Annotated in this window: 15 protein-coding genes; 3 read left to right on the forward strand and 12 right to left on the reverse strand. The window is 73.3% G+C overall.

Going from position 1 to position 18,762, the window contains the following annotated elements; translation table 11 throughout:
* Window positions 1-164: 164 nt before the first annotated feature.
* The 5 genes from EBH09_RS11905 to EBH09_RS11925 form a co-directional block, all read right to left on the reverse strand.
* The gene (locus tag EBH09_RS11905) at window positions 165-1,157 is read right to left on the reverse strand and encodes an adenosine deaminase (RefSeq protein ID WP_193776244.1); all 993 of its coding nucleotides are present in this window, start codon (window positions 1,155-1,157) and stop codon (window positions 165-167) included.
* A 20-nt stretch (window positions 1,158-1,177) separates the two neighbouring features.
* Window positions 1,178-2,083, reverse strand: a complete 906-nt coding sequence (locus EBH09_RS11910) for a ribonuclease Z (RefSeq protein ID WP_121746957.1) — start codon at window positions 2,081-2,083, stop codon at window positions 1,178-1,180.
* Between the two features lie 24 nt (window positions 2,084-2,107).
* Window positions 2,108-2,461 carry a histidine triad nucleotide-binding protein gene (locus EBH09_RS11915; RefSeq protein WP_121746958.1) on the reverse strand — a complete coding sequence of 118 codons (354 nt, stop codon included), beginning with the start codon at window positions 2,459-2,461 and terminating at the stop codon, window positions 2,108-2,110.
* 206 nt (window positions 2,462-2,667) lie between these two features.
* Window positions 2,668-5,883 (reverse strand): S41 family peptidase, encoded by a 3,216-nt coding sequence (locus EBH09_RS11920; RefSeq protein ID WP_121746959.1) that lies wholly within the window; start codon window positions 5,881-5,883, stop codon window positions 2,668-2,670.
* Window positions 5,884-5,955: 72 nt separating this feature from the next.
* On the reverse strand, window positions 5,956-6,471 hold the full coding sequence (locus tag EBH09_RS11925) for a hypothetical protein (RefSeq protein WP_121746960.1): 516 nt from the start codon (window positions 6,469-6,471) through the stop codon (window positions 5,956-5,958).
* 72 nt (window positions 6,472-6,543) lie between these two features.
* On the opposite strand from EBH09_RS11925, the gene EBH09_RS11930 reads away from it, so the two are divergent.
* A complete protein-coding gene (locus EBH09_RS11930) occupies window positions 6,544-6,909 on the forward strand; it encodes a hypothetical protein (protein WP_121746961.1) in 366 nt (121 codons plus the stop codon).
* A 4-nt stretch (window positions 6,910-6,913) separates the two neighbouring features.
* Here EBH09_RS11930 and EBH09_RS11935 read toward each other — a convergent pair whose 3' ends face one another.
* From EBH09_RS11935 to hrcA, 4 genes are all read right to left on the reverse strand, one after another.
* On the reverse strand, window positions 6,914-7,663 hold the full coding sequence (locus EBH09_RS11935) for a 16S rRNA (uracil(1498)-N(3))-methyltransferase (protein ID WP_121746962.1): 750 nt from the start codon (window positions 7,661-7,663) through the stop codon (window positions 6,914-6,916).
* On the reverse strand, window positions 7,660-8,790 hold the full coding sequence (locus tag EBH09_RS11940; RefSeq protein WP_121746963.1) for a nitronate monooxygenase: 1,131 nt from the start codon (window positions 8,788-8,790) through the stop codon (window positions 7,660-7,662). Before EBH09_RS11940 ends, EBH09_RS11935 begins: the two co-directional genes overlap by 4 nt.
* A 258-nt stretch (window positions 8,791-9,048) precedes the next feature.
* Window positions 9,049-10,185 (reverse strand): molecular chaperone DnaJ, encoded by a 1,137-nt coding sequence (gene dnaJ, locus EBH09_RS11945; RefSeq protein WP_121746964.1) that lies wholly within the window; start codon window positions 10,183-10,185, stop codon window positions 9,049-9,051.
* Window positions 10,186-11,202: a heat-inducible transcriptional repressor HrcA gene (gene hrcA / locus EBH09_RS11950; RefSeq protein ID WP_121746965.1), complete on the reverse strand. Its 1,017-nt coding sequence runs from the start codon at window positions 11,200-11,202 to the stop codon at window positions 10,186-10,188.
* A 191-nt stretch (window positions 11,203-11,393) separates the two neighbouring features.
* On the opposite strand from hrcA, the gene EBH09_RS11955 reads away from it, so the two are divergent.
* A complete protein-coding gene (locus EBH09_RS11955) occupies window positions 11,394-12,128 on the forward strand; it encodes an MBL fold metallo-hydrolase (protein ID WP_121746966.1) in 735 nt (244 codons plus the stop codon).
* 67 nt (window positions 12,129-12,195) lie between these two features.
* A complete protein-coding gene (locus EBH09_RS11960; protein ID WP_121746967.1) occupies window positions 12,196-12,999 on the forward strand; it encodes a DUF3097 domain-containing protein in 804 nt (267 codons plus the stop codon).
* 127 nt (window positions 13,000-13,126) lie between these two features.
* On the opposite strand, the gene hemW is transcribed toward EBH09_RS11960, so the two are convergent.
* From hemW to EBH09_RS11975, 3 genes are all read right to left on the reverse strand, one after another.
* The gene (gene hemW, locus EBH09_RS11965) at window positions 13,127-14,359 is read right to left on the reverse strand and encodes a radical SAM family heme chaperone HemW (protein ID WP_121747357.1); all 1,233 of its coding nucleotides are present in this window, start codon (window positions 14,357-14,359) and stop codon (window positions 13,127-13,129) included.
* Window positions 14,360-14,402: 43 nt separating this feature from the next.
* A complete protein-coding gene (locus EBH09_RS11970; protein ID WP_121746968.1) occupies window positions 14,403-16,577 on the reverse strand; it encodes a SpoIIE family protein phosphatase in 2,175 nt (724 codons plus the stop codon).
* A 194-nt stretch (window positions 16,578-16,771) separates the two neighbouring features.
* Entirely contained in the window at window positions 16,772-18,649 is a 1,878-nt protein-coding gene (locus EBH09_RS11975; RefSeq protein WP_121746969.1) for an AMP-dependent synthetase/ligase, read from the reverse strand.
* Window positions 18,650-18,762: the final 113 nt, after the last annotated feature.

Consider the following 18,762-nt stretch of genomic DNA (forward strand, 5'->3'; position numbering starts at 1 on the left):
CCACCGGCACACCGAGCGGTGCGGTACCGGAGGTCGGTGCCACGGAGCAGCCGGTCGTGGAGATCGACATGGACGCCCCCGCCGTCCCCGTCCAGCGCGACTACGACACGGCGGGACCCCGGGCGTCCGCGGCCGCGCCGGGGTCCGGGACGGGCTGAGCCGGACTATCCGAACTCGTACGCCTCCACCTCGGCCAGGTAGCGCGCCCGCAGTTCCTCCTCGTCCTCCAGGAAGGAGGCGAGGAAGGAGTTGCGGGCGAGCTCCCGCAGCCGCTCGTCGGTGAGGCCCAGGGCCTCGCGTACGGCGTCGAAGTTGTCGCCCGCGTAGCCGCCGAAGTAGGCGGGGTCGTCGGAGTTGACCGTGCACATGAGGCCCGCGTCGAGCATCGCGGGCAGCGGGTGGCCGGCGAGGGTGTCGACCGTGCGCAGCCGGACGTTGGACAGCGGGCACAGGGTGAGCGGGACGCGCTCGCGCACCAGCCGCTCGACCAGCGCCGGGTCCTCGACCGAGCGCAGGCCGTGGTCGATCCGCTCGACGCCGAGGACGTCCAGGGCCTCGACGACGTACTCCGGCGGCCCCTCCTCGCCCGCGTGGGCGACCCGCCGCAGCCCGAGGGCGGCGGCGGCCTCGTACACCTCGCGGAACTTGGCCGGCGGGTGGCCGACCTCGGCGGAGTCCAGGCCGACGCCCGTGAGGCGGTCGAGGTACGGCTTCGCCGCGACGAGGGTCGCCAGCGCCGACTCGGCGGACTCGTCGCGCAGGAAGCACATGATGAGGCGGGTGGAGACGCCGTGGTTGTCGCGGCTGGTACTCAGCGCCCGCCACAGGCCCTCCACGACCGTGCCCATCTCCACGCCCCGGGCGAGGTGCGCCTGCGGGTCGAAGAAGATCTCCGCGTGCCGTATGCCCTGCGCGGCGGCCCGGGCGAGGTAGGCGTTCGCCAGGTCCTCGAAGTCCCGTTCGGTGCGCAGGACGGCCATGAGCTCGTAGTACAGGTTCAAAAAGGACTGGAGGTCCTCGAACCGGTACGCCTCTCTCAGCGCGTCCTCGTCCGCGTACGGCAGGGGCACGCCGTTGCGGGCGGCCAGCTCGAAGGCCAGCTCGGGCTCCAGGGTGCCTTCGATGTGGAGGTGCAGTTCAGCTTTGGGCAAGGACATCAGAGCATCGTACGACCGGTTTATCGACGTTTCGGAACCGGGACTCTGAGGAGGTCGTGGGCCACGGTCAGCTCCCCCTCGTAGCCGGCCGCCCGTGCCTGCCGTTCGAACTCCACGGGGTCGGAGTAGCGCTGGCTGAAGTGGGTGAGGACCAGGTGCCGTACGCCCGCGTCCCGGGCGACCCGCGCCGCCTGGCCGGCGGTGAGGTGGCCGTGGTCGGTGGCGAGGCGCTCGTCCTCGTCGAGGAACGTGGACTCGATGACCAGCAGGTCGCAGCCCTCGGCGAGCGCGTGCACGCCCTCGCACAGCCGGGTGTCCATGACGAACGCGAACCGCTGGCCGCGCCGGACCTCGCTGACGTCGTCGAGCGGGACGCCGTCCAGCGAGCCGTCACGCTGGATGCGGCCCACGTCGGGGCCCTCGATGCCGTGCGCGGCGAGGCGTTCGGGCAGCATGCGGCGGCCGTCGGGCTCGGTGAGGCGGTAGCCGTAGGACTCGACCGAGTGGGAGAGCTTGCGGGCGTCGAGGGTGTAGGCGTGGGTGACGGCCAGGACGCCGTCGGTGGCGACCGGGGCCTCGGTGAGGGCGACCGTCTCGCGGTAGGCGGTGGCGTACCGCAGGCGGTCGAAGAAGCGCTGCCCGGAGCGCGGGTAGTGGGCGGTGACCTCGTGCGGGACCTGGTCGAGGTTGATGCGCTGGATGACGCCCGCGAGGCCGAGGCTGTGGTCGCCGTGGAAGTGCGTGACGCAGATCCGGTTCAGGTCGTGGGCGGCGACCCCGGCGCGCAGCATCTGGCGCTGCGTGCCCTCGCCGGGGTCGAACAGGATGCCCTCGCCGTCCCAGCGCAGCAGGTAGCCGTTGTGGTTGCGGTGCCGGGTCGGGACCTGGCTGGCGGTGCCGAGGACGACGAGTTCACGTACGGACATCGTGGGTTATCCGGGTCGTCCCGGTTATCCGGGGGGCCATTCGAGGCCGCGGCCGCCGAGGACGTGGGCGTGCGTGTGCCAGACGGTCTGGCCCGCGCCGGTGCCGGTGTTGAAGATCGTGCGGTAGCTGTCGAGCTTCTCCTGGTCCGCGATCGCCCGCGTCTCGCGCAGGACGTCCGCGGCGAGTTCCGGGGCACCGGCGGCGAGGGCCGCGGCGTCCCGGTAGTGGGCCTTGGGGATCACCAGGACGTGGGTGGGCGCCTGGGGGTTGATGTCCCGGAAGGCGACGGTCGTGTCCGTCTCACGGACGATCGTCGCGGGGATCTGACCTGCGACGATCTTGCAGAACAGACAGTCGTCCTGTGGCTCGCCTGTCATGGGGCGGCTCCTTTTGGTGGTGATCTTCTGGGGAGCATGCTATCCGCCGAGCTGCGGACAATCGTGCCTCCCCCAGTGCCTGAACCGCCTGGGAGGTACCCCCAGGGCGGCACGGGTGGGCGCTGGGGCTCCCCCCTCTGGGGGGAGGCACCCGCAACGCCGGGCCGCGACCCCGGCCCCCGGGCCGACACGGTCACCGGGCGCGGCTAGGGCAACGTGGGCGGGGTCTTCGCCGGGGTCTCCTCCAGCGCCTCCAGCGCCAGCCGGATCGCCTCGTCCAGCTGGGGATCGCGGCCCGCCGCGTGGTCCTGCGGGCGCTGCGGGACCTCCACGTCCGGGTCGACGCCGTGGTTCTCCACGCCCCAGCCGTAACCCTCCAGCCAGAACGCGTACTTGGGCTGGGTGATCAGCGTGCCGTCGACCAGGCGGTAGCGGCTGTCGATGCCGATGACGCCGCCCCAGGTGCGGGTGCCGACGACCGGGCCGATGCCGAGTGCCTTGATCGCGGCGTTGACGATGTCGCCGTCGGAGCCGGAGAACTCGTTGGCGACGGCGACGACCGGGCCGCGGGGCGCGTCCAGCGGATAGCTGGCCGGCCGCATGCCGCGCGGCAGGTCCCAGCCGACGATGCGCCGGGCGAGCTTCTCGACGACCAGTTGGGAGGTGTGGCCGCCGCGGTTCTCGCGGACGTCGACGACCAGGCCTTCCCGGGCCACCTCGACGCGCAGGTCGCGGTGGATCTGGGCCCAGCCGGGGGCCTGCATGTCGGGGACGTGGAGGTAGCCGAGCCGGCCGCCGGACTTCTCGTGGACGTAGGCGCGGCGGTCGGTGACCCAGGCGTGGTAGCGCAGGGGCTCCTCGTCGGCGAGGGGGACGACGACGGCGTGCCGCGGTTCGCCGCCGCCGGACGGGGAGATGGTCAGCTCGACGGGCTTGCCCGCCGTGCCGACCAGCAGCGGACCGGGCCCGGTGACCGGGTCGACGCCCTGTCCGGCGACCGCGACGATCGCGTCCCCGGCGCGGACGGCGACGCCGGGCGCGGCGAGCGGGGAGCGGGCGTCGGGGTCGGAGGTCTCCGAGGGCAGGACTCGGTCGATGCGCCAGGTGCCGTCCTCGTGCCGGGACAGGTCGGCGCCGAGCAGGCCCTGCCGGGCGCCGCCGCCGTGGCCGCCGCGCGGGGTGACGTAGGCGTGCGAGGTGCCCAGTTCGCCGTGCACCTCCCACAGGAGGTCGACCAGGTCGTCGTGGGTGGCGAGGCGGTCGAGGACGGGCCGGTAGCGGTCGAGTACGCCGTCCCAGTCGACGCCGTTCATGTCGGGCCGCCAGAAGTGGTCCCGCATGATCCGGCCGGTCTCGTCGTACATCTGCCGCCACTCGGCGGCCGGGTCGACGGTCTGCCGCACGCGGCTCAGGTCGACGGTGATGTTGGTGTCGCTGTCCTCGTCGCCGGAGGCCCGCCGGTCGCTGGGGACGACCTTGAGGCGTCCGTCGGTCCACAGCAGCACCCGCTTGCCGTCGCCGCTGACCTCGAAGTGGTCGGCGTCGGCGGCGAGGTGCTCGACGCGCTGCTGGGCCAGGTCGTAGCGTTCCAGCTCGGTGTGCGGGTCGGGGGCGTCCGGGGTGGCACGGGAGGCGCCGAGCACGCCGGTGACCGGGTGGCGCAGCCACAGGACGCCGTCCTTGGCGGCGCGCAGCCGGGAGTAGCGGGCGGCCTCGACGGGGAACGGCACGATGCGGTCGGCGAGGCCCTCGATGTCGATCCGGGTGGTCGGGGTGCCCTCGCTGTCGGGGGTCTCGTCCCGGTCCGGGGTCTCGAAGGGGCGGCCGTGGCGCTGCGGGCCGAAGGGCGACGGGGTGGTCGCGGCCAGCGTGATCAGGTACGGGCGGGCGCCCTCGACGAAGGCCAGGTCGAAGACGTGCTCGTCGTAGACCGGGTCGAAGGAACGGGTGGAGAGGAAGGCGAGGTGCTTGCCGTCCAGGGTGAAGGTCGGCGAGTAGTCCTTGAAGCGCAGCGGGGTCGCCTCGCTCACCGACAGGTCGGTGGTGTTGGCGAGCTTGAGCTGGCGCAGCGGTTCGGGGCCGGGGTGGGACCAGGCGAGCCAGGCGGAGTCGGGCGAGAAGACCAGCCCGGACGCGTCGCCGTTGTCGCTGCGGTCGACCTCGCGGACCTCTCCGGTCTCCCGCTCGACGAGCAGGACCCGACCGTCGTGCGAGGCGACGGCGGCACGGCTGCCGTCCGGTGCCATGGCGAGGACGAGCACCCGGCCGAGCTGCCCGGCGGCGAGGCGCCGCGCGGTGGCGCCGGGCGCGAGTCCGGTGGCGGGCGCGAACTCCAGGGCGTCGTCGCCCTCGGCGTCCGTCACCCACACCACCCACTCCTCGCCGTCCGCGCGGAAGGTGCGCGGCAGCCGGGTGCGTACGCCGGGCTGCGCGGCCAGCGCGCGGGCCGGTCCGGCGCGGTGGGTGACCCAGTGCACGCCGCCGCGTACGGCGACGGCACTGCCGCGCGCGGTGTGGTCGGGGGACGCGGAGCCGAACCAGCGGGCGGCGTTCACCGGGTACGCCTGGAGGTCGACGCGCGAGCCGCCGAGCCGGATGTCGAGCCGGCGCGGTTCGGCCGCGTCCAGGTCGTCCAGCACCCAGAGTTCGCCGGCGCGGGAGTAGACGACGCGGGTGCCGTCGGTGGCGGCGTGCCGGGCGTAGAAGCCGTCGAGAGGGGTGTGCCGGCGCAGGTCGGAGCCGTCGGCGAGGGAGGAGTAGAGCGCGCCGGTGCCTTCGTGGTCGGAGAGGAACGCGATCCGGTCGCCGACCCAGAAGGGGTACTCGATGTTGCCGTCGATGTCGCTGTGCAGCCGGGTGAACTCCCCTGCCGCCCCGGCATCTCCGTCGGCGTCGGCGTCGATCCACAACTTGCCCGCCGTGCCGCCCCGGTAGCGCTTCCACCAGGCGGCCTCGCGGCCCATCGGCGCGGACAGCAGCACGGTGCGCGGGCCGTGAGCGACATCGCCGACGGGCCCGTACGGCAGGGTGGTGGCCGGTCCGCCGTCGAGCGGGACGGCGCGGGCCCAACTGCGGCGCAGGCTGGCCTGCCCGTAGGTGCTGAGGGCGAGGACCCGTCCGTCCGGGGTCCAGCCGCGCACCTGGGTCTTCAGGCTGCCCCAGTGCGTGAGGCGCTTGGCGGGGCCGCCGTCGGCGGAGGCGATGTGCACCTCGGGTGCGCCGTCGCGGGTGGAGGTCCAGGCGACCGTGGCGCCGTCGGGCGATACGCGGGGGTGGTTGACGGGCACGTTGTCGGCGCTGACCCGCCAGGCCCGGCCGCCGTCGAGCGGGGCGAGCCACACGTCGTCCTCGGCGGTGAAGGCGACCAACTCGCCGTGCGGGTGCGGAAAGCGGAGGTAGGCAGACGCTGCGGGCTGTGTCACCCCCTCACCCTATGCAGGGGCGGGGTCCGCCGACAGAGGTTCGGATCACTTACCGGCCACCGGCCCGCCGGGCTATTTGCCCTCCACCGGGCGGCAGTGGGGATCGTCCGGGCACCAGATGGTCCGGGTGACGGTCACCGTGGGCCCCGGCTGGTGCTGGGTGGGCCGATTCGCGGGCGGGGCGCTCGTGGCGTCGCAGTTCCCCAGCCCCTTGACGCGGAACCACTCCTTGCCGTCCACCTTCGCGGTCAGATCACCGCGTACACAGGCTCCGTTGACGACCCGGGTCACCTCGCCGTCGACGGTGATGTCCTGTCCGCCGTCGGTCTTCCCCTCGCAGTCGACGGAGGCGACGGTGTCCTCGCCCGCCGAGGCGGTGGCGCCGTCTTCCCCGAAGGAGGCGGTGCAGGTGAGCCACCGCACCTCCGCCTTCCGCCGCTCCAGTTCGCGCGTCACGGTCTGGTCGGTCGTGTACGCCACGGACGCCGAGCTGAGCCCGCCCGGGTCGCACGCGCCGACACCGCCGACGGCGACGACCGCGCCGACGACCACCGCAGCCGCGCGCCGAATCCGCCTCAATGCCCCCATGAGGGGCAGCCTGCCACCGGTGCGGGGCGGACGGTAGGGCGCATACGGCCACTCCTCACTACCGTGTGGGGAATGCACAGCGGACGCCGGCGCAGAAGGCTGGTCGTGGACGAAACAACCACCTACATATGGTCGGTGCGTCACCGGCACAGCGTCACGGGGCCCTGCCAGGAGGTGCTCACCCTCTCCAGGGAGGGGACGAGGACGAGGGTCCTTCTGCTCTTCCCGGGCGGGCAGGGACGGTTCGTCCCCGACGGCTGGCTGCCGTCGGGCTGCGTGGCCATGGGGGACGCGTCGCTCAACCTGCACGAACCCGGTGTCGTACGGGGCTTCGTCGACGAGGCGGCCCGGCGCGGGCTGCTCGACCGGTCGGCGGACCTGGACGGCTGGGAACTGTTCCGGGCGGTGGCGTCGGCGCTCGGCCGGCCGGCGTCCTGACGCGTCAGGACCAGCGGCCGGTGCGGGCCAGGAGTACCGCCGTCGCCGCGGTACCGGCGGTGGAGGTGCGCAGGACACTGCGTCCCAGGCGGTAGGGCTTCGCGCCGGCCTCGGCGAAGAGGGCCAGCTCCTCCGGGGAGACCCCGCCTTCGGGACCGACGACCAGCACGATGTCCCCGGCGGTGGGGAGTTCGGTGGCGGCCAGTGGCTCGTCGCCGCTCTCGTGGAGTACGGCCGCGAAGTCGGCGTCGGCCAGAAGTGACGCAACCTGCTTGCTCGTCGCCGCGTCCGCGACGTCGGGGAAGCGGACCCGGCGGGACTGCTTGCCGGCCTCCCGGGCCGTCGCCCGCCACTTGCCGAGCGCCTTCAGGCCGCGGTCGCCCTTCCACTGCGTGATGCAGCGGGACGCCGCCCAGGGCACGATCGCGTCGACGCCGACCTCGGTCATCGTCTCGACGGCCAGCTCGCCGCGGTCGCCCTTGGGCAGGGCCTGGACGACGGTGACACGGGGCCGCTCCGGCGGTTCCTCGTGAACCGTCTCCAGTCCCGTGACGACCAGGCGGTCCTTGTCCTCGGCGGACTTCACCACGCCCTCGGCCCAGCGTCCGCGCCCGTCGGTGAGGACGACGTCCTCGCCGGCCCGCAGCCGCTTCACGGAGACGGCGTGCCGTCCCTCGGGGCCGTCCAGGACGTACTCCCCTCCGGGCAGGTCCCCCGGCCGGAGGGAGTCCACCACGAACACCGGCGCCGTCATCGGCCCGTACCTCCCGTCACGAATCCTGACAACGCTGTCCCGGCGGCCGTGAGTTCCGCCGCCAGCACCTCCACCAGTTGCCCGGCGGGCAGCTCCCGGGCCATCCGGTGACCCTGCCCCGCCCAGAGCGCCATGCCCTGCGCGTCGCCCGCCTTCGCCGCCGCCTTGCGCAGCGGGGCGGTGAGGTGGTGCACCTCCGGGTAGGCGGCGGGGGCGTAGGGGCCGTGCTCGCGCAGGAAGCGGTTGACCAGGCCGCGGGCGGGGCGGCCGGAGAAGGCGCGGGTGAGTTCCGTGCGGACGAAGAGGGGGTTGGTCAGCGCCTGCTTGTGCAGGGCGTGCGCGCCGGACTCGGGGGTGGCGAGGAAGGCGGTGCCGAGCTGGGCGGCGCTCGCGCCGGCCGCGAGGACCGCGGCGATCTGGCCGCCGCGCATGATGCCGCCGGCGGCGACGATCGGCAGGCTCACCGCCTCCCGGACCTGGGCGACCAGCGACAGCAGTCCGGTGCCGGCGCCGCCCGTCTCGGGGTGGTCCCGGTGCGTGCCCTGGTGTCCGCCGGCCTCGACGCCCTGCGCGATCACCGCGTCGGCGCCGGACAGCTCCACGGCCCGGGCCTCCTCCGCGGTGGTCGCGGCGGCCAGGGCGAAGGTGCCCACGCGGTGCAGCGAGTCGACGACCTCGCGGCTGGGGACGCCGAAGTGGAACGACACCACCGGCACCGGGTTGTCCAGCAGCACCGCGATCTTGGTGTCGTAGCCGTCGTCCCGGCCGCACTCGGGGTCGCCCAGCTCCGTCTCGTACCAGGCGGCCTCGCCGGCCAGCTGGTGGGCGTAGACGCCGACGGCGGCGGCATTCGAGGGCGCGGCGTCAGCCGCTCCGGTGGAACCGGTGCCCGCACCGGGGGTCTCGGGCTGCGGCATGAAGAGGTTGACGCCGAAGGGGCGGTTCGTCAGTCCCCGCAGCTGCTTGATCTCCTGGTACATCCCGTCCGCGGTCTTGTACCCGGCGGCGAGGAATCCCAGCCCGCCCGCCTCGCAGACCGCGGCGGCGAGCTGCGGCACGGAGACGCCGCCCGCCATGGGCGCCTGCACGATCGGGTAGGGGAAAAGATCGGTCAGTGCGGAGGACATGACGGCATGTTGTCACGTCCTCCGAACAAGTCCGAATCCGGGCTTCCGTTGGCATACGCCAGGAGCATCCGCATCGGAAGGCCCCTGGCGGCACGCCGTGACCGGTGCCCGTCAGCGCCCGTTGAAGGCGTCCTTCAGCCGCGAGAACAGTCCCTGCCGCCCGGGCTGACAGTGCCCACCCGGGGGGCGACCCCCGGACCCCCGGCAGACCCCCGAGCGCCACGCCGACAAGCAGGCACAGCCCTCGGGACCACCACGTCAGCGCCCGTTGAAGGCGTCCTTCAGCCGCGAGAACAGTCCCTGCTGCCCGGGCTGGAACTGCCCCGTCGGCCGTTCCTCGCCACGCAGCGCGGCCAGCTCGCGCAGCAGGCGTTCCTGCTCGGGGTCGAGCTTGCTCGGGGTCATGACCTCGACGTGGACGATGAGGTCGCCCCGGCCGCCGCCGCGCAGGTGGGTGACGCCGCGGCCGTGCAGCGGGATCGACTGGCCGGACTGGGTGCCCGGGCGGATGTCGACCTCCTCCATGCCGTCGAGCGTCTCCAGCGGCACCTTCGTGCCGAGGGCCGCCGCCGTCATCGGGATGGTGACCGTGCAGTGCAGGTCGTCGCCGCGCCGCTGGAAGGTCGAGTGGGGCAGCTCGTGGATCTCGACGTACAGGTCACCGGCGGGACCGCCGCCGGGGCCGACCTCGCCCTCGCCCGCGAGCTGGATCCGGGTGCCGTTGTCGACACCGGCCGGGATCTTCACGGTCAGCGTGCGCCGGGAGCGGACCCGGCCGTCGCCCGCGCACTCGGGGCACGGGGTCGGGACGACGGTGCCGAAGCCCTGGCACTGGGGGCAGGGGCGCGAGGTCATGACCTGGCCCAGGAAGGACCGGGTGACCTGCGAGACCTCGCCGCGGCCGCGGCACATGTCACACGTCTGGGCCGACGTGCCGGGGGCCGCGCCCTCGCCGTTGCAGGTGTTGCAGACGACCGCGGTGTCGACCTGGATGTCCTTGGTCGTGCCGAAGGCCGCCTCGTCCAGCTCGACCTCGATGCGGATCATCGCGTCCTGGCCCCGGCGGGTGCGCGAGCGCGGTCCGCGCTGCGACGCCGTACCGAAGAACGCGTCCATGATGTCCGAGAAGTTCCCGAAGCCGCCCGCGCCGAAGCCGCCCGCGCCGCCGCCGGCGGCCTGCGAGAGGGGGTCGCCGCCGAGGTCGTAGACCTGCTTCTTCTGCGGGTCCGACAACACCTCGTAGGCGGCGTTGATCTCCTTGAACCGCTCCTGGGTCTTCGGATCGGGGTTGACGTCCGGGTGCAGCTCGCGGGCGAGCCTCCGGAACGCCTTCTTGATCTCGTCCTGGGAAGCGTCGCGGCGCACGCCGAGTACGGCGTAGTAGTCCGTGGCCACCTACGACTCCGCCAGGATCTGTCCGACGTACCGTGCCACTGCGCGTACCGCTCCCATCGTTCCCGGGTAGTCCATGCGGGTCGGTCCGACCACGCCGAGCTTGGCAACCGCCTCGCCGCCCGAACCGTAGCCCACCGACACGACGGACGTGGAGTTGAGTCCTTCGTGGGCGTTCTCATGACCGATACGGACGGTCACGCCCGGATCCTTCGCCTCGCCGAGCAGCTTGAGGAGCACGACCTGCTCCTCCAGCGCCTCGAGGACGGGTCGGATCACCAAGGGGAAGTCGTGCCCGAAGCGGGTCAGATTGGCGGTGCCGCCGATCATCAGCCGCTCCTCGTTCTCCTCGACCAGCGTCTCCAGGAGAGTGGAGAGCACGGTGGAGACCGTACCGCGATCCTCGGCCCCGAAGGCCTCCGCCAGATCTTCCACCAGGCTCGGCACGTCCGAGAAACGGCGCCCGGCGACCCGGCTGTTGAGCCGCGCCCGCAGGTCCGCGAGGGACGCCTCGCCGAACGGCGCCGGGCAGTCGACCATCCGCTGCTCGACCCGGCCGGTGTCCGTGATCAGCACGAGCATCAGCCGCGCGGGCGCCAGGGAGAGCAACTCCACGTGCCGCACGGTCGAGCGGGTCAGCGACGGATACTGCACGACGGCGACCTGCCGGGTCAGCTGCGCGAGCAGCCGCACCGTGCGGGCCACCACGTCGTCGAGGTCTACGGCGCCCTCCAGGAAGTTCTGGATGGCGCGCCGCTCGGGCGGGGTCATCGGCTTGACGCCGGCCAGCTTGTCGACGAAGAGCCGGTAGCCCTTGTCGGTCGGGATGCGCCCGGCGCTGGTGTGCGGCTGGGCGATGAACCCCTCGTCCTCCAGGGCCGCCATGTCATTGCGCACGGTGGCCGGGGAGACGCCGAGGTTGTGCCGCTCGGTGAGGGCCTTGGAGCCGACCGGCTCCTCGGTGCCGACGTAGTCCTGGACGATGGCGCGCAGCACCTGGAGCCTGCGTTCACTGAGCACTCGCGCACACCTCCCGAAGTCGTCCGCCCGGCGATTTGCCCGTCTTCGCCTGTCTCACTGTCTGTTCCTGGCACTCACGGCGTGCGAGTGCCAGACTTCCCCGGCCCAGTGTACGGCCGTGGGGTACGCCCCCGGCAAGGCCGGGGCCGTGCCGCCGTGAACAGAGGTGTCACGGCGCTAGCGTCGTCGTCGTGACGGTGACTTGGGAAGACCTGGGATGGGAGCGGCTGGCGGCCGGGGTGGGGCGGCGCCGGCTGCCGGTGTGGGACTGCACCGCGGGGCTGGTCGTCGGCGCCGGCGCGGCCCTGGTGGTGGACGCGGGGTCGAGCCTCGGCGAGGGCGCCCGGTTGCGCGCGGGGGCGCAGGAGCTCGCCGGTCACCGTGTGACACATCTCGCGCTGACCCACCCGCACTTCGACCACGTCTTCGGCGCCGCCGCGTTCGCGGGCGCCGAGGTCTACGGCGCGGTGGGCACGGACGCGGTGTTCGCGCGGGGCGGACACGGAAGGGAGGCGCTGCGCTCGGACGCGGTGGCGGAAGGGCTGGACGCGCGGCGGGCGGAGGAGGCGGCCGACGCACTCGTCCGCGTCCGCCACGAGGTCTGCGGCGAGTGGACGCTGGACCTGAGCGGCGGCCGGCAGGTGCTGCTCGCCAACGTGGGCCCGGGACACACCGGCCACGACCTCGCGGTGCTGGTGCCGGGCGACCCGGAGGTCGTCTTCTGCGGCGACCTGGTCGAGGAGTCCGGTGAGCCGCAGGCGGGCCCCGACGCCGTACCGTCGCACTGGCCCGCCGCCCTGGACCGGCTGCTCGATCTCGGCGGCGAGGACGCGCTGTACGTCCCCGGTCACGGTGCGGTGGTGGACGCGGCGTTCGTCAGGGCCCAACGGGACGCGCTCGCCGCGCGGTTCGGCGTGCCGCGCTGATCACGGCGGATCCGGTTCGGCGTGTCGCGTCGATCACGGCGCGCCCACTCCTCGTATCGTCATGAGAATGCGCCAGTACTCCGCCGACCTGACCCCTTCGTGGAAGAAGCCGCAGCCGGTACCGGAGGTCCCGGCCGACCCCGGCCTGGTGGTCGAGGAACCCGGCACCGGTTTCTGCGGCGCGGTGGTCGGCTGCGAGGCGGGCACGGTGACCCTGGAGGACCGCTTCGGCAAGCACCGCGTCTTCCCCATGGAGCCGCGCGGCTTCCTGCTGGAGGGACGGGTGGTGACGCTGGTCCGGCCGTCGTCCGGTCCGGTACGTCCCACCCGTACGGCGTCGGGCTCGGTGGCGGTCCCGGGGGCACGGGCGCGCGTGGCCCGCGCCGGGCGCATCTACGTCGAGGGCCGGCACGACGCCGAACTGGTCGAGAAGGTGTGGGGCGACGACCTGCGCGTCGAGGGCGTGGTCGTGGAGTACCTGGGAGGCGTGGACGATCTGCCGTCGATCGTCGCCGACTTCGCCCCGGGGCCGGACGCGCGGCTGGGTGTCCTGGTGGACCACCTGGTGCCGGGTTCGAAGGAGTGGCGGATCGCGGAGGCGGTGACGAGCGAGCACGCGCTGGTCGTCGGCCATCCCTTCATCGACATCTGGGAGGCGGTGAAGCCGTCGGCGCTGGGGATCGACGGCTGGCCCCGGGTGCCGCGCGGGCAGGACTGGAAGACGGGGGTGTGCCGGGCACTGGGGTGGCCGTCCGAGAACACCGGGGCGGTGTGGCAGGCGATCCTGGCGCGGGTGGGCTCGTACCGGGACCTGGAGCCGGAACTGCTGGGCAGCGTGGAACGACTCATCGATCACGTGACCGTGCCCTGAGTGTCGTCCGGGCGTTGACCTGCCGGGACTGGCGGACTGCTCTCCGCCGCTGTGGAGGAGGTCCGTCGGTCGGCTCGTCCACGCGGCCGGGCAGTTCCCGCTCGCCGCCGAAGCGGGGACGACCCCCTCAGTCCACCAGGTCCCGCACCACCGCGTCCGCCAGCAACCGCCCGCGCAGCGTCAGCACCGCGTGCCCGTCCTCGTACGGCCCCTCTTGGAGGAGCCCGTCGGACAGCGCCCGGCGCGACGCGGCGAGCCCCGCATCCCGCAGCAGCGACAGCGGCACCCCTTCCCGGAGGCGCAGCTCCAGCAGGACGCGCTCCACCCGCCGGTCCTCGTCCGTCAGGACCTCCCGCCCGGCCCCCGGCGACTTCCCGGCCGCCAGCGCCCCCGCGTAGGCCCCCGGATGCTTCACGTTCCACCACCGCACGCCGCCCACGTGGGAGTGCGCGCCCGGCCCCGCGCCCCACCAGTCGGCGCCCCGCCAGTACAGCTCGTTGTGCAGGCAGCGCCCCGCGTCCGAGGTGGCCCAGTTCGACACCTCGTACCAGTCGAAGCCCGCCGCCGACAGCGTCTCCTCCGCGATCAGGTAGCGGTCGGCGTGGACGTCGTCGTCGGTCATGGGGACCTCGCCGCGCCGGATGCGGCGGGCCAGCCGGGTGCCCTCCTCGACGATCAGCGCGTATGCCGAGACGTGGTCCGGGCCGGCCCCGAGCGCCGCGTCCAGCGAGGCGCGCCAGTCGTCGTCGGTCTCGCCGGGGGTGCCGTAGATCAGGTCCAGGTTGACGTGGTCGAAGCCGGCCGCGCGGGCCTCGGCGACGCAGGCCTCCGGGCGGCCCGGGGTGTGAGTGCGGTCCAGCACCTTCAGGACGTGCTGCTTCGCGCTCTGCATGCCGAAGGAGATCCGGTTGAAGCCGCCCTCGCGGAGCGTGGCGAGGTAGGCCGGGTCGACCGACTCCGGGTTGGCCTCCGTCGTCACCTCCGCGTCCGCCGCGAGACCGAACTCGTCGCGGATCGCGTGCAGCATCCGCACCAGGTCGCCGGCGGCCAGCAAGGTGGGCGTACCGCCGCCGACGAAGACCGTGCGGACCTCGCGGGGGTCGTCGCCGAGCACCTTGCGGGCCAGGCGGACCTCGTCGACGAGCGTCTCGGCGTAGTTGTCGCGGGAGGCGAGGACGCCGCCGGTGCCGCGCAGCTCGGTCGCGGTGTAGGTGTTGAAGTCGCAGTAGCCGCAGCGCGTCGCGCAGTACGGCACGTGCAGGTAGAAGCCGAGGGGGCGGCCGGCGGCGCCGGCGAGCGCGGACGCCGGGAGGGCGCCGTCGGCGGGGACGGGCTCGCCGTCGGGGAGTGCGGAGGGCATGCGTTCCATTGTCCCGCACCCGCGTGTGTCCCCCGCCCGGCGCTCAATCCGCCTGGAGCACCAGCAGCGCCAGATCGTCCTCGGGGGGCCGGGGCCCGAACTCGTACACCAGCCGCCTGATGCGCTCGGCGACCAGCCCGGCGTCCAGCCCCGCGCAACCGGAGAGCGCGACGGCGAGGCCGTCCCCGTCGTCGAACTGCCGGGAGCCGCTGCGCCGCTCGGTGACCCCGTCCGTGACGCAGAGCAGGGTGTCGCCGGACCGCAGATCGAAGGTCTCGCTGGTGTACGTGGCGTCCTCGACGACGCCGAGCAGGGTCTGCGGCCGCGCGACCGTGCGCACCGTACCGCCGGGGTCGAGAAGCAGCGGCAGCGGGTGCCCGGCGGAGGCGAGGGTGCAGCGGACGCCGCCGTCGAAGGGGACCAGTTCGCCGTAGAGCAGGGACAGGAAGCGGGTCTGCGGTCCGTCGCCCGGGGCAACCGCAGGGCCGACGGCGACCAGCGCGCGGGCTGCGGCGTCCGCGGCCTCGGTGGCGTCGTCGAGGAGGAGCTGGTTGAGGCGGTCGAGGACGTCGGGGACGCCGTACTCCTCGCGGGCCAGCAGCCGCAGCCAGGGCCGGGCGAGGCCGATGACGACGGCGGCCTCGGGGCCCTTGCCCTGGACGTCGCCGACGGCGAAGCACCAGCGGCCGTCGCCGGCCGGGAAGAGGTCGTAGAAGTCGCCGCTGGGGCCGCCCTTGTCGCACGGCTCGTAGACGAGGGCGCTGCGCACGCCGGGGATCTCGGCGACCGCGCCGGGCAGCAGGCCGCGCTGGAGGACGGCGCTGATGGTGGCCTGCCGGGCGTACTGGCGTGCGGCGCCGATGGCGAGCGCCACCCGGCGGCTGAGGTCCTCGACCAGGCCGGTGATCTCGTCGGGGAAGCCGGGGGTGCCGGTGCGCCCGATGACCAGGGTGCCCAGGGGCCGGCCGCCGGCGACCAGGCGGTAGGCGAGCGCGGCACCGTGCGTGCCGTCCGGACCCAGCGCCTCGCCGGGCCAGGGGTGGGCGACGGGGCCGGAGCGCCACAGGTCACGCGGGCGGGGCGGGTCCTTCTCCAGGGCTCGGCGCAGTTCCTCGATGTGGCCCTCGCTGCCGTGCCAGACGCGGGCCAGCCGCGCTCCCACGGCCGCCCCGGGGTCGTCGCTCCAGGCTCCCCGGCCCAGGGACTCGTCCTCCAGCCACACGGCGCACCAGTCGGCGAGCCGCGGCACGATCAGCTGGCCGGTGAGGGAGGCCACCAGATCCTCGTCCAGCTGCCCCGCCAGGAGGTCGGAGGCCTCGGCGAGGAAGGACAGGGCACCCCGGCCCAGCCACTCCCGGTCGCGAACACCGCGCCGAACGGTCCTGGCCGTTCCGTTCCGCCAGTCGCCGCCGCTCCGGCTCTCCGAGCCGTACAGGACCGGCTGCCCCTCCAGGACCGGCTGCCCCTCCAGGACCGGGCGGCCCTCCAGGACCGGGCGGCCGTCCAGGACCATCTGCCCGTCCAGGGGCATCTCGCCACCCGGGACACCCGGGACACCCGAGGCCCCCGGAACCCCCGGAACCCCCGGAGCCCCCGCGACGCCCAGACCCGCCGTCGGACCTCCGGCCCCCTCCCCCGGCAGTTCAGTGCCCGTCGGCTCAGAGCGTCGCGCCCCGAGCCCCCCGGCGTACGCCTCGATCTGTTCGGCGGTCTCGGCGCCCGCGGCCGGAAGGCGTGCCCACACCGTCTTGGTGCCCGGGCGGTACGTGATGCCCCAGGCCTCCGAGAGCACGGCGACGAGCCGCAGGCCGCGCCCGTACTCGGGGATCTCGTGCGGCGTCTCGTGGTCGCCGCTCCTCGGGGCGCGGGAGGGGTGGTGGTCCGTGGCCTCGACGACGAGGGTGCCCGTCTCCTCCAGACGGCAGCCCACCTCGACGTCCGTGCCGGCGTGCACGACGGCGTTGGTGACCAGCTCGCTGACGACGACCAGGGCGTCGGCGGCGAGATGCTCGGTCAGCTGTTCCGTGCCGGGCAGGCCGAGCTCGGCCCAGTCGGCGAGCGCCGCCCGCACCATCTCCCGGGCCGCGCCCGGCGCCAGCGAGCTTCCGAGCAGGGTCACGTGCGCCCGCGCGCACTCCTGGGCGTATGGCTCAGCAGTGTGCGCGGGCGCCCCACTGGCGCGGGAGACGGTCTCCCGTTGCGTCGGAATGGCCCCCATGGACGGCTCCCCGGGCAGTTCGTGCGAATACTTCGCAGTCGATGCCGACAGAGTGACAGACCGACCCCGCCCATAAGCGCGGAGTTACCGAAGTGGGCCGCCATGGGTGAGAACCGTGCTAGGCGAGCGTTCGAACAGCCGGAAGACGGACAGTTTCGGGCATCAGCCGTGTGGAACCGCGACGCCCGCCCGCGCTACGCCTCGCGCGAGCCGTCGTACATCTCCTCGATCAGGTGCTTGTACTCCCGCTCCACCACCGGCCGCTTCAGCTTCAGGCTCGGCGTGATCTCGCCGTGCTCGACGTCGAGGTCGCGGGGCAGCAGGCGGAACTTCTTGATGGTCTGCCAGCGCTGGAGGCCCTCGTTGAGCTGCCTGACGTAGCCGTCGACCATCTCGACGGTCACGGGCGCCGCGACGATCTCCGCGTACGGCTTGCCCTCCAGGCCGTTCTCCTTGGCCCACTCGGTGATCGCGAGCTCGTCGAGGGCGATGAGCGCGGTGCAGAAGTTCCGGTCGGCGCCGTGCACCAGGATGTTGGAGACGTAGGGGCAGACCGCCTTGAACTGGCCCTCCACCTCGGCGGGCGCGATGTACTTGCCGCCCGAGGTCTTGATGAGGTCCTTCTTGCGGTCGGTGATCCGCAGGTAACCGTCGGGCGAGAGCTCGCCGATGTCGCCGGTGTGGAACCAGCCGTCGGCCTCCAGCACCTCGGCGGTCTTCTCGGGCAGCTTGTGGTAGCCCTCCATGATGCCGGGGCCGCGCAGCAGGATCTCGCCGTCGTCCGCGACGCGCACCTCGGTGCCGGGCAGCGGCTTGCCGACCGTGCCGGTGCGGTAGGCCTCGCCGGGGTTGACGAAGGACGCGGCGGAGGACTCGGTCAGGCCGTAGCCCTCCAGGATGTGGATGCCGGCGCCGGCGAAGAAGTAGCCGATGTCGGGGGCGAGGGCCGCCGAACCGGAGACGCAGGCGCGCAGGCGGCCGCCGAAGGCCTCGCGGATCTTGGCGTAGACGAGCTTGTCGGCGATGCCGTGCTTGGTGGACAGGCCGAAGGGGGCGCTGGCGGTGCCGGTGCGCTTGAAGTTGTCCTGGGTGACCTTGGCGTACTCGCGGGCGACGCCGGCGGCCCACTGGAAGATCTTGTACTTGGCTCCGCCGCCCGCCCGGGCCTTGGCGGCGACACCGTTGTAGACCTTCTCGAAGATGCGCGGCACGGCCGCCATGTAGGTCGGCTGGACCACCGGCAGGTTCTCGATGATCTTGTCGACGCGGCCGTCGACGGCGGTGACGTGACCGACCTCGATCTGGCCGGAGGTCAGCACCTTGCCGAAGACGTGCGCGAGCGGCAGCCACAGGTACTGCACGTCGTCGCCGGTGACCAGGCCGGTCGCGGCGATCGCCTTCGCCATGTACGACCAGTTGTCGTGCGGGAGGCGGACGCCCTTGGGCCGGCCGGTGGTGCCGGAGGTGTAGATGAGGGTGGCGAGGTGGTCCTTGGTGAGCGCGCCGACGCGCTTGGCGACCAGCTCCGGGTCCTTCTCCAGGCGGGCCGCGCCGAGGGCCTCCAGCTCGCCGAGGGTGAGGATCCAGTCCTCGCCGGTGTCGGCGCCGGCCGCGTCGATCACGACGACGTGGGTGAGGTCGGGCAGCTCCGCCTTCTTCTCCCGGGCCTTGGCCAGCTGCGCGGCGTCCTCCGCGATCAGCACCCGGCTCTCGGAGTCGGAGAGGATGTACGCCGACTCGTCGGCGTTGGTCTGCGGATAGACGGTGGTCGTCGCCGCGCCCGCGCACATGATGCCGAGGTCGGCCAGGATCCACTCCAGCCGCGTGGAGGAGGCCAGCGCCACGCGCTGCTGCGGCTGGACGCCCAGCTCGATCAGGCCGGCCGCGATCGCGTAGACCCGATCGGCCGCCTGTCCCCAGGTCAGCGACTTCCAGTCGTCCGGCCCCTCGCCCGAGGCCGACGGGACCGGGTAGCGGTAGGCCTCGGCGTCCGGCGTGGCCGCCACCCGCTCCAGGAAGAGTCCCGCCACGGAGGGCGGACGGTTCTCGATCAGTGTCTGTGTGTCGCTCACGACATCCTCCGTGGGCCCGCGACGGTGCGGCCGGGTCGGTGCGGCCGACTCAGGTGCGGCTGGTTCAGGTGCGGCTGGTTCACTCTCGGGCGATGGTTCAGGCGTTGTTTAAC

The organism is Streptomyces sp. E2N166, from assembly GCF_003671715.1.
GTDB lineage: Bacteria > Actinomycetota > Actinomycetes > Streptomycetales > Streptomycetaceae > Streptomyces > Streptomyces thinghirensis.

Bases quoted from the DNA above. Each gene is read 5' to 3' on its own strand.
- EBH09_RS11905 (WP_193776244.1), bottom strand. From the start codon at position 1,157: ATGTCCTTGCCCAAAGCTGAACTGCACCTCCACATCGAAGGCACCCTG.
- EBH09_RS11910 (WP_121746957.1), bottom strand. From the start codon at position 2,083: ATGTCCGTACGTGAACTCGTCGTCCTCGGCACCGCCAGCCAGGTCCCG.
- EBH09_RS11915 (WP_121746958.1), bottom strand. From the start codon at position 2,461: ATGACAGGCGAGCCACAGGACGACTGTCTGTTCTGCAAGATCGTCGCA.
- EBH09_RS11925 (WP_121746960.1), bottom strand. From the start codon at position 6,471: ATGGGGGCATTGAGGCGGATTCGGCGCGCGGCTGCGGTGGTCGTCGGC.
- EBH09_RS11930 (WP_121746961.1), top strand. From the start codon at position 6,544: ATGCACAGCGGACGCCGGCGCAGAAGGCTGGTCGTGGACGAAACAACC.
- EBH09_RS11935 (WP_121746962.1), bottom strand. From the start codon at position 7,663: ATGACGGCGCCGGTGTTCGTGGTGGACTCCCTCCGGCCGGGGGACCTG.
- EBH09_RS11940 (WP_121746963.1), bottom strand. From the start codon at position 8,790: ATGTCCTCCGCACTGACCGATCTTTTCCCCTACCCGATCGTGCAGGCG.
- EBH09_RS11960 (WP_121746967.1), top strand. From the start codon at position 12,196: ATGCGCCAGTACTCCGCCGACCTGACCCCTTCGTGGAAGAAGCCGCAG.
- hemW (WP_121747357.1), bottom strand. From the start codon at position 14,359: ATGCCCTCCGCACTCCCCGACGGCGAGCCCGTCCCCGCCGACGGCGCC.
- EBH09_RS11970 (WP_121746968.1), bottom strand. From the start codon at position 16,577: ATGGGGGCCATTCCGACGCAACGGGAGACCGTCTCCCGCGCCAGTGGG.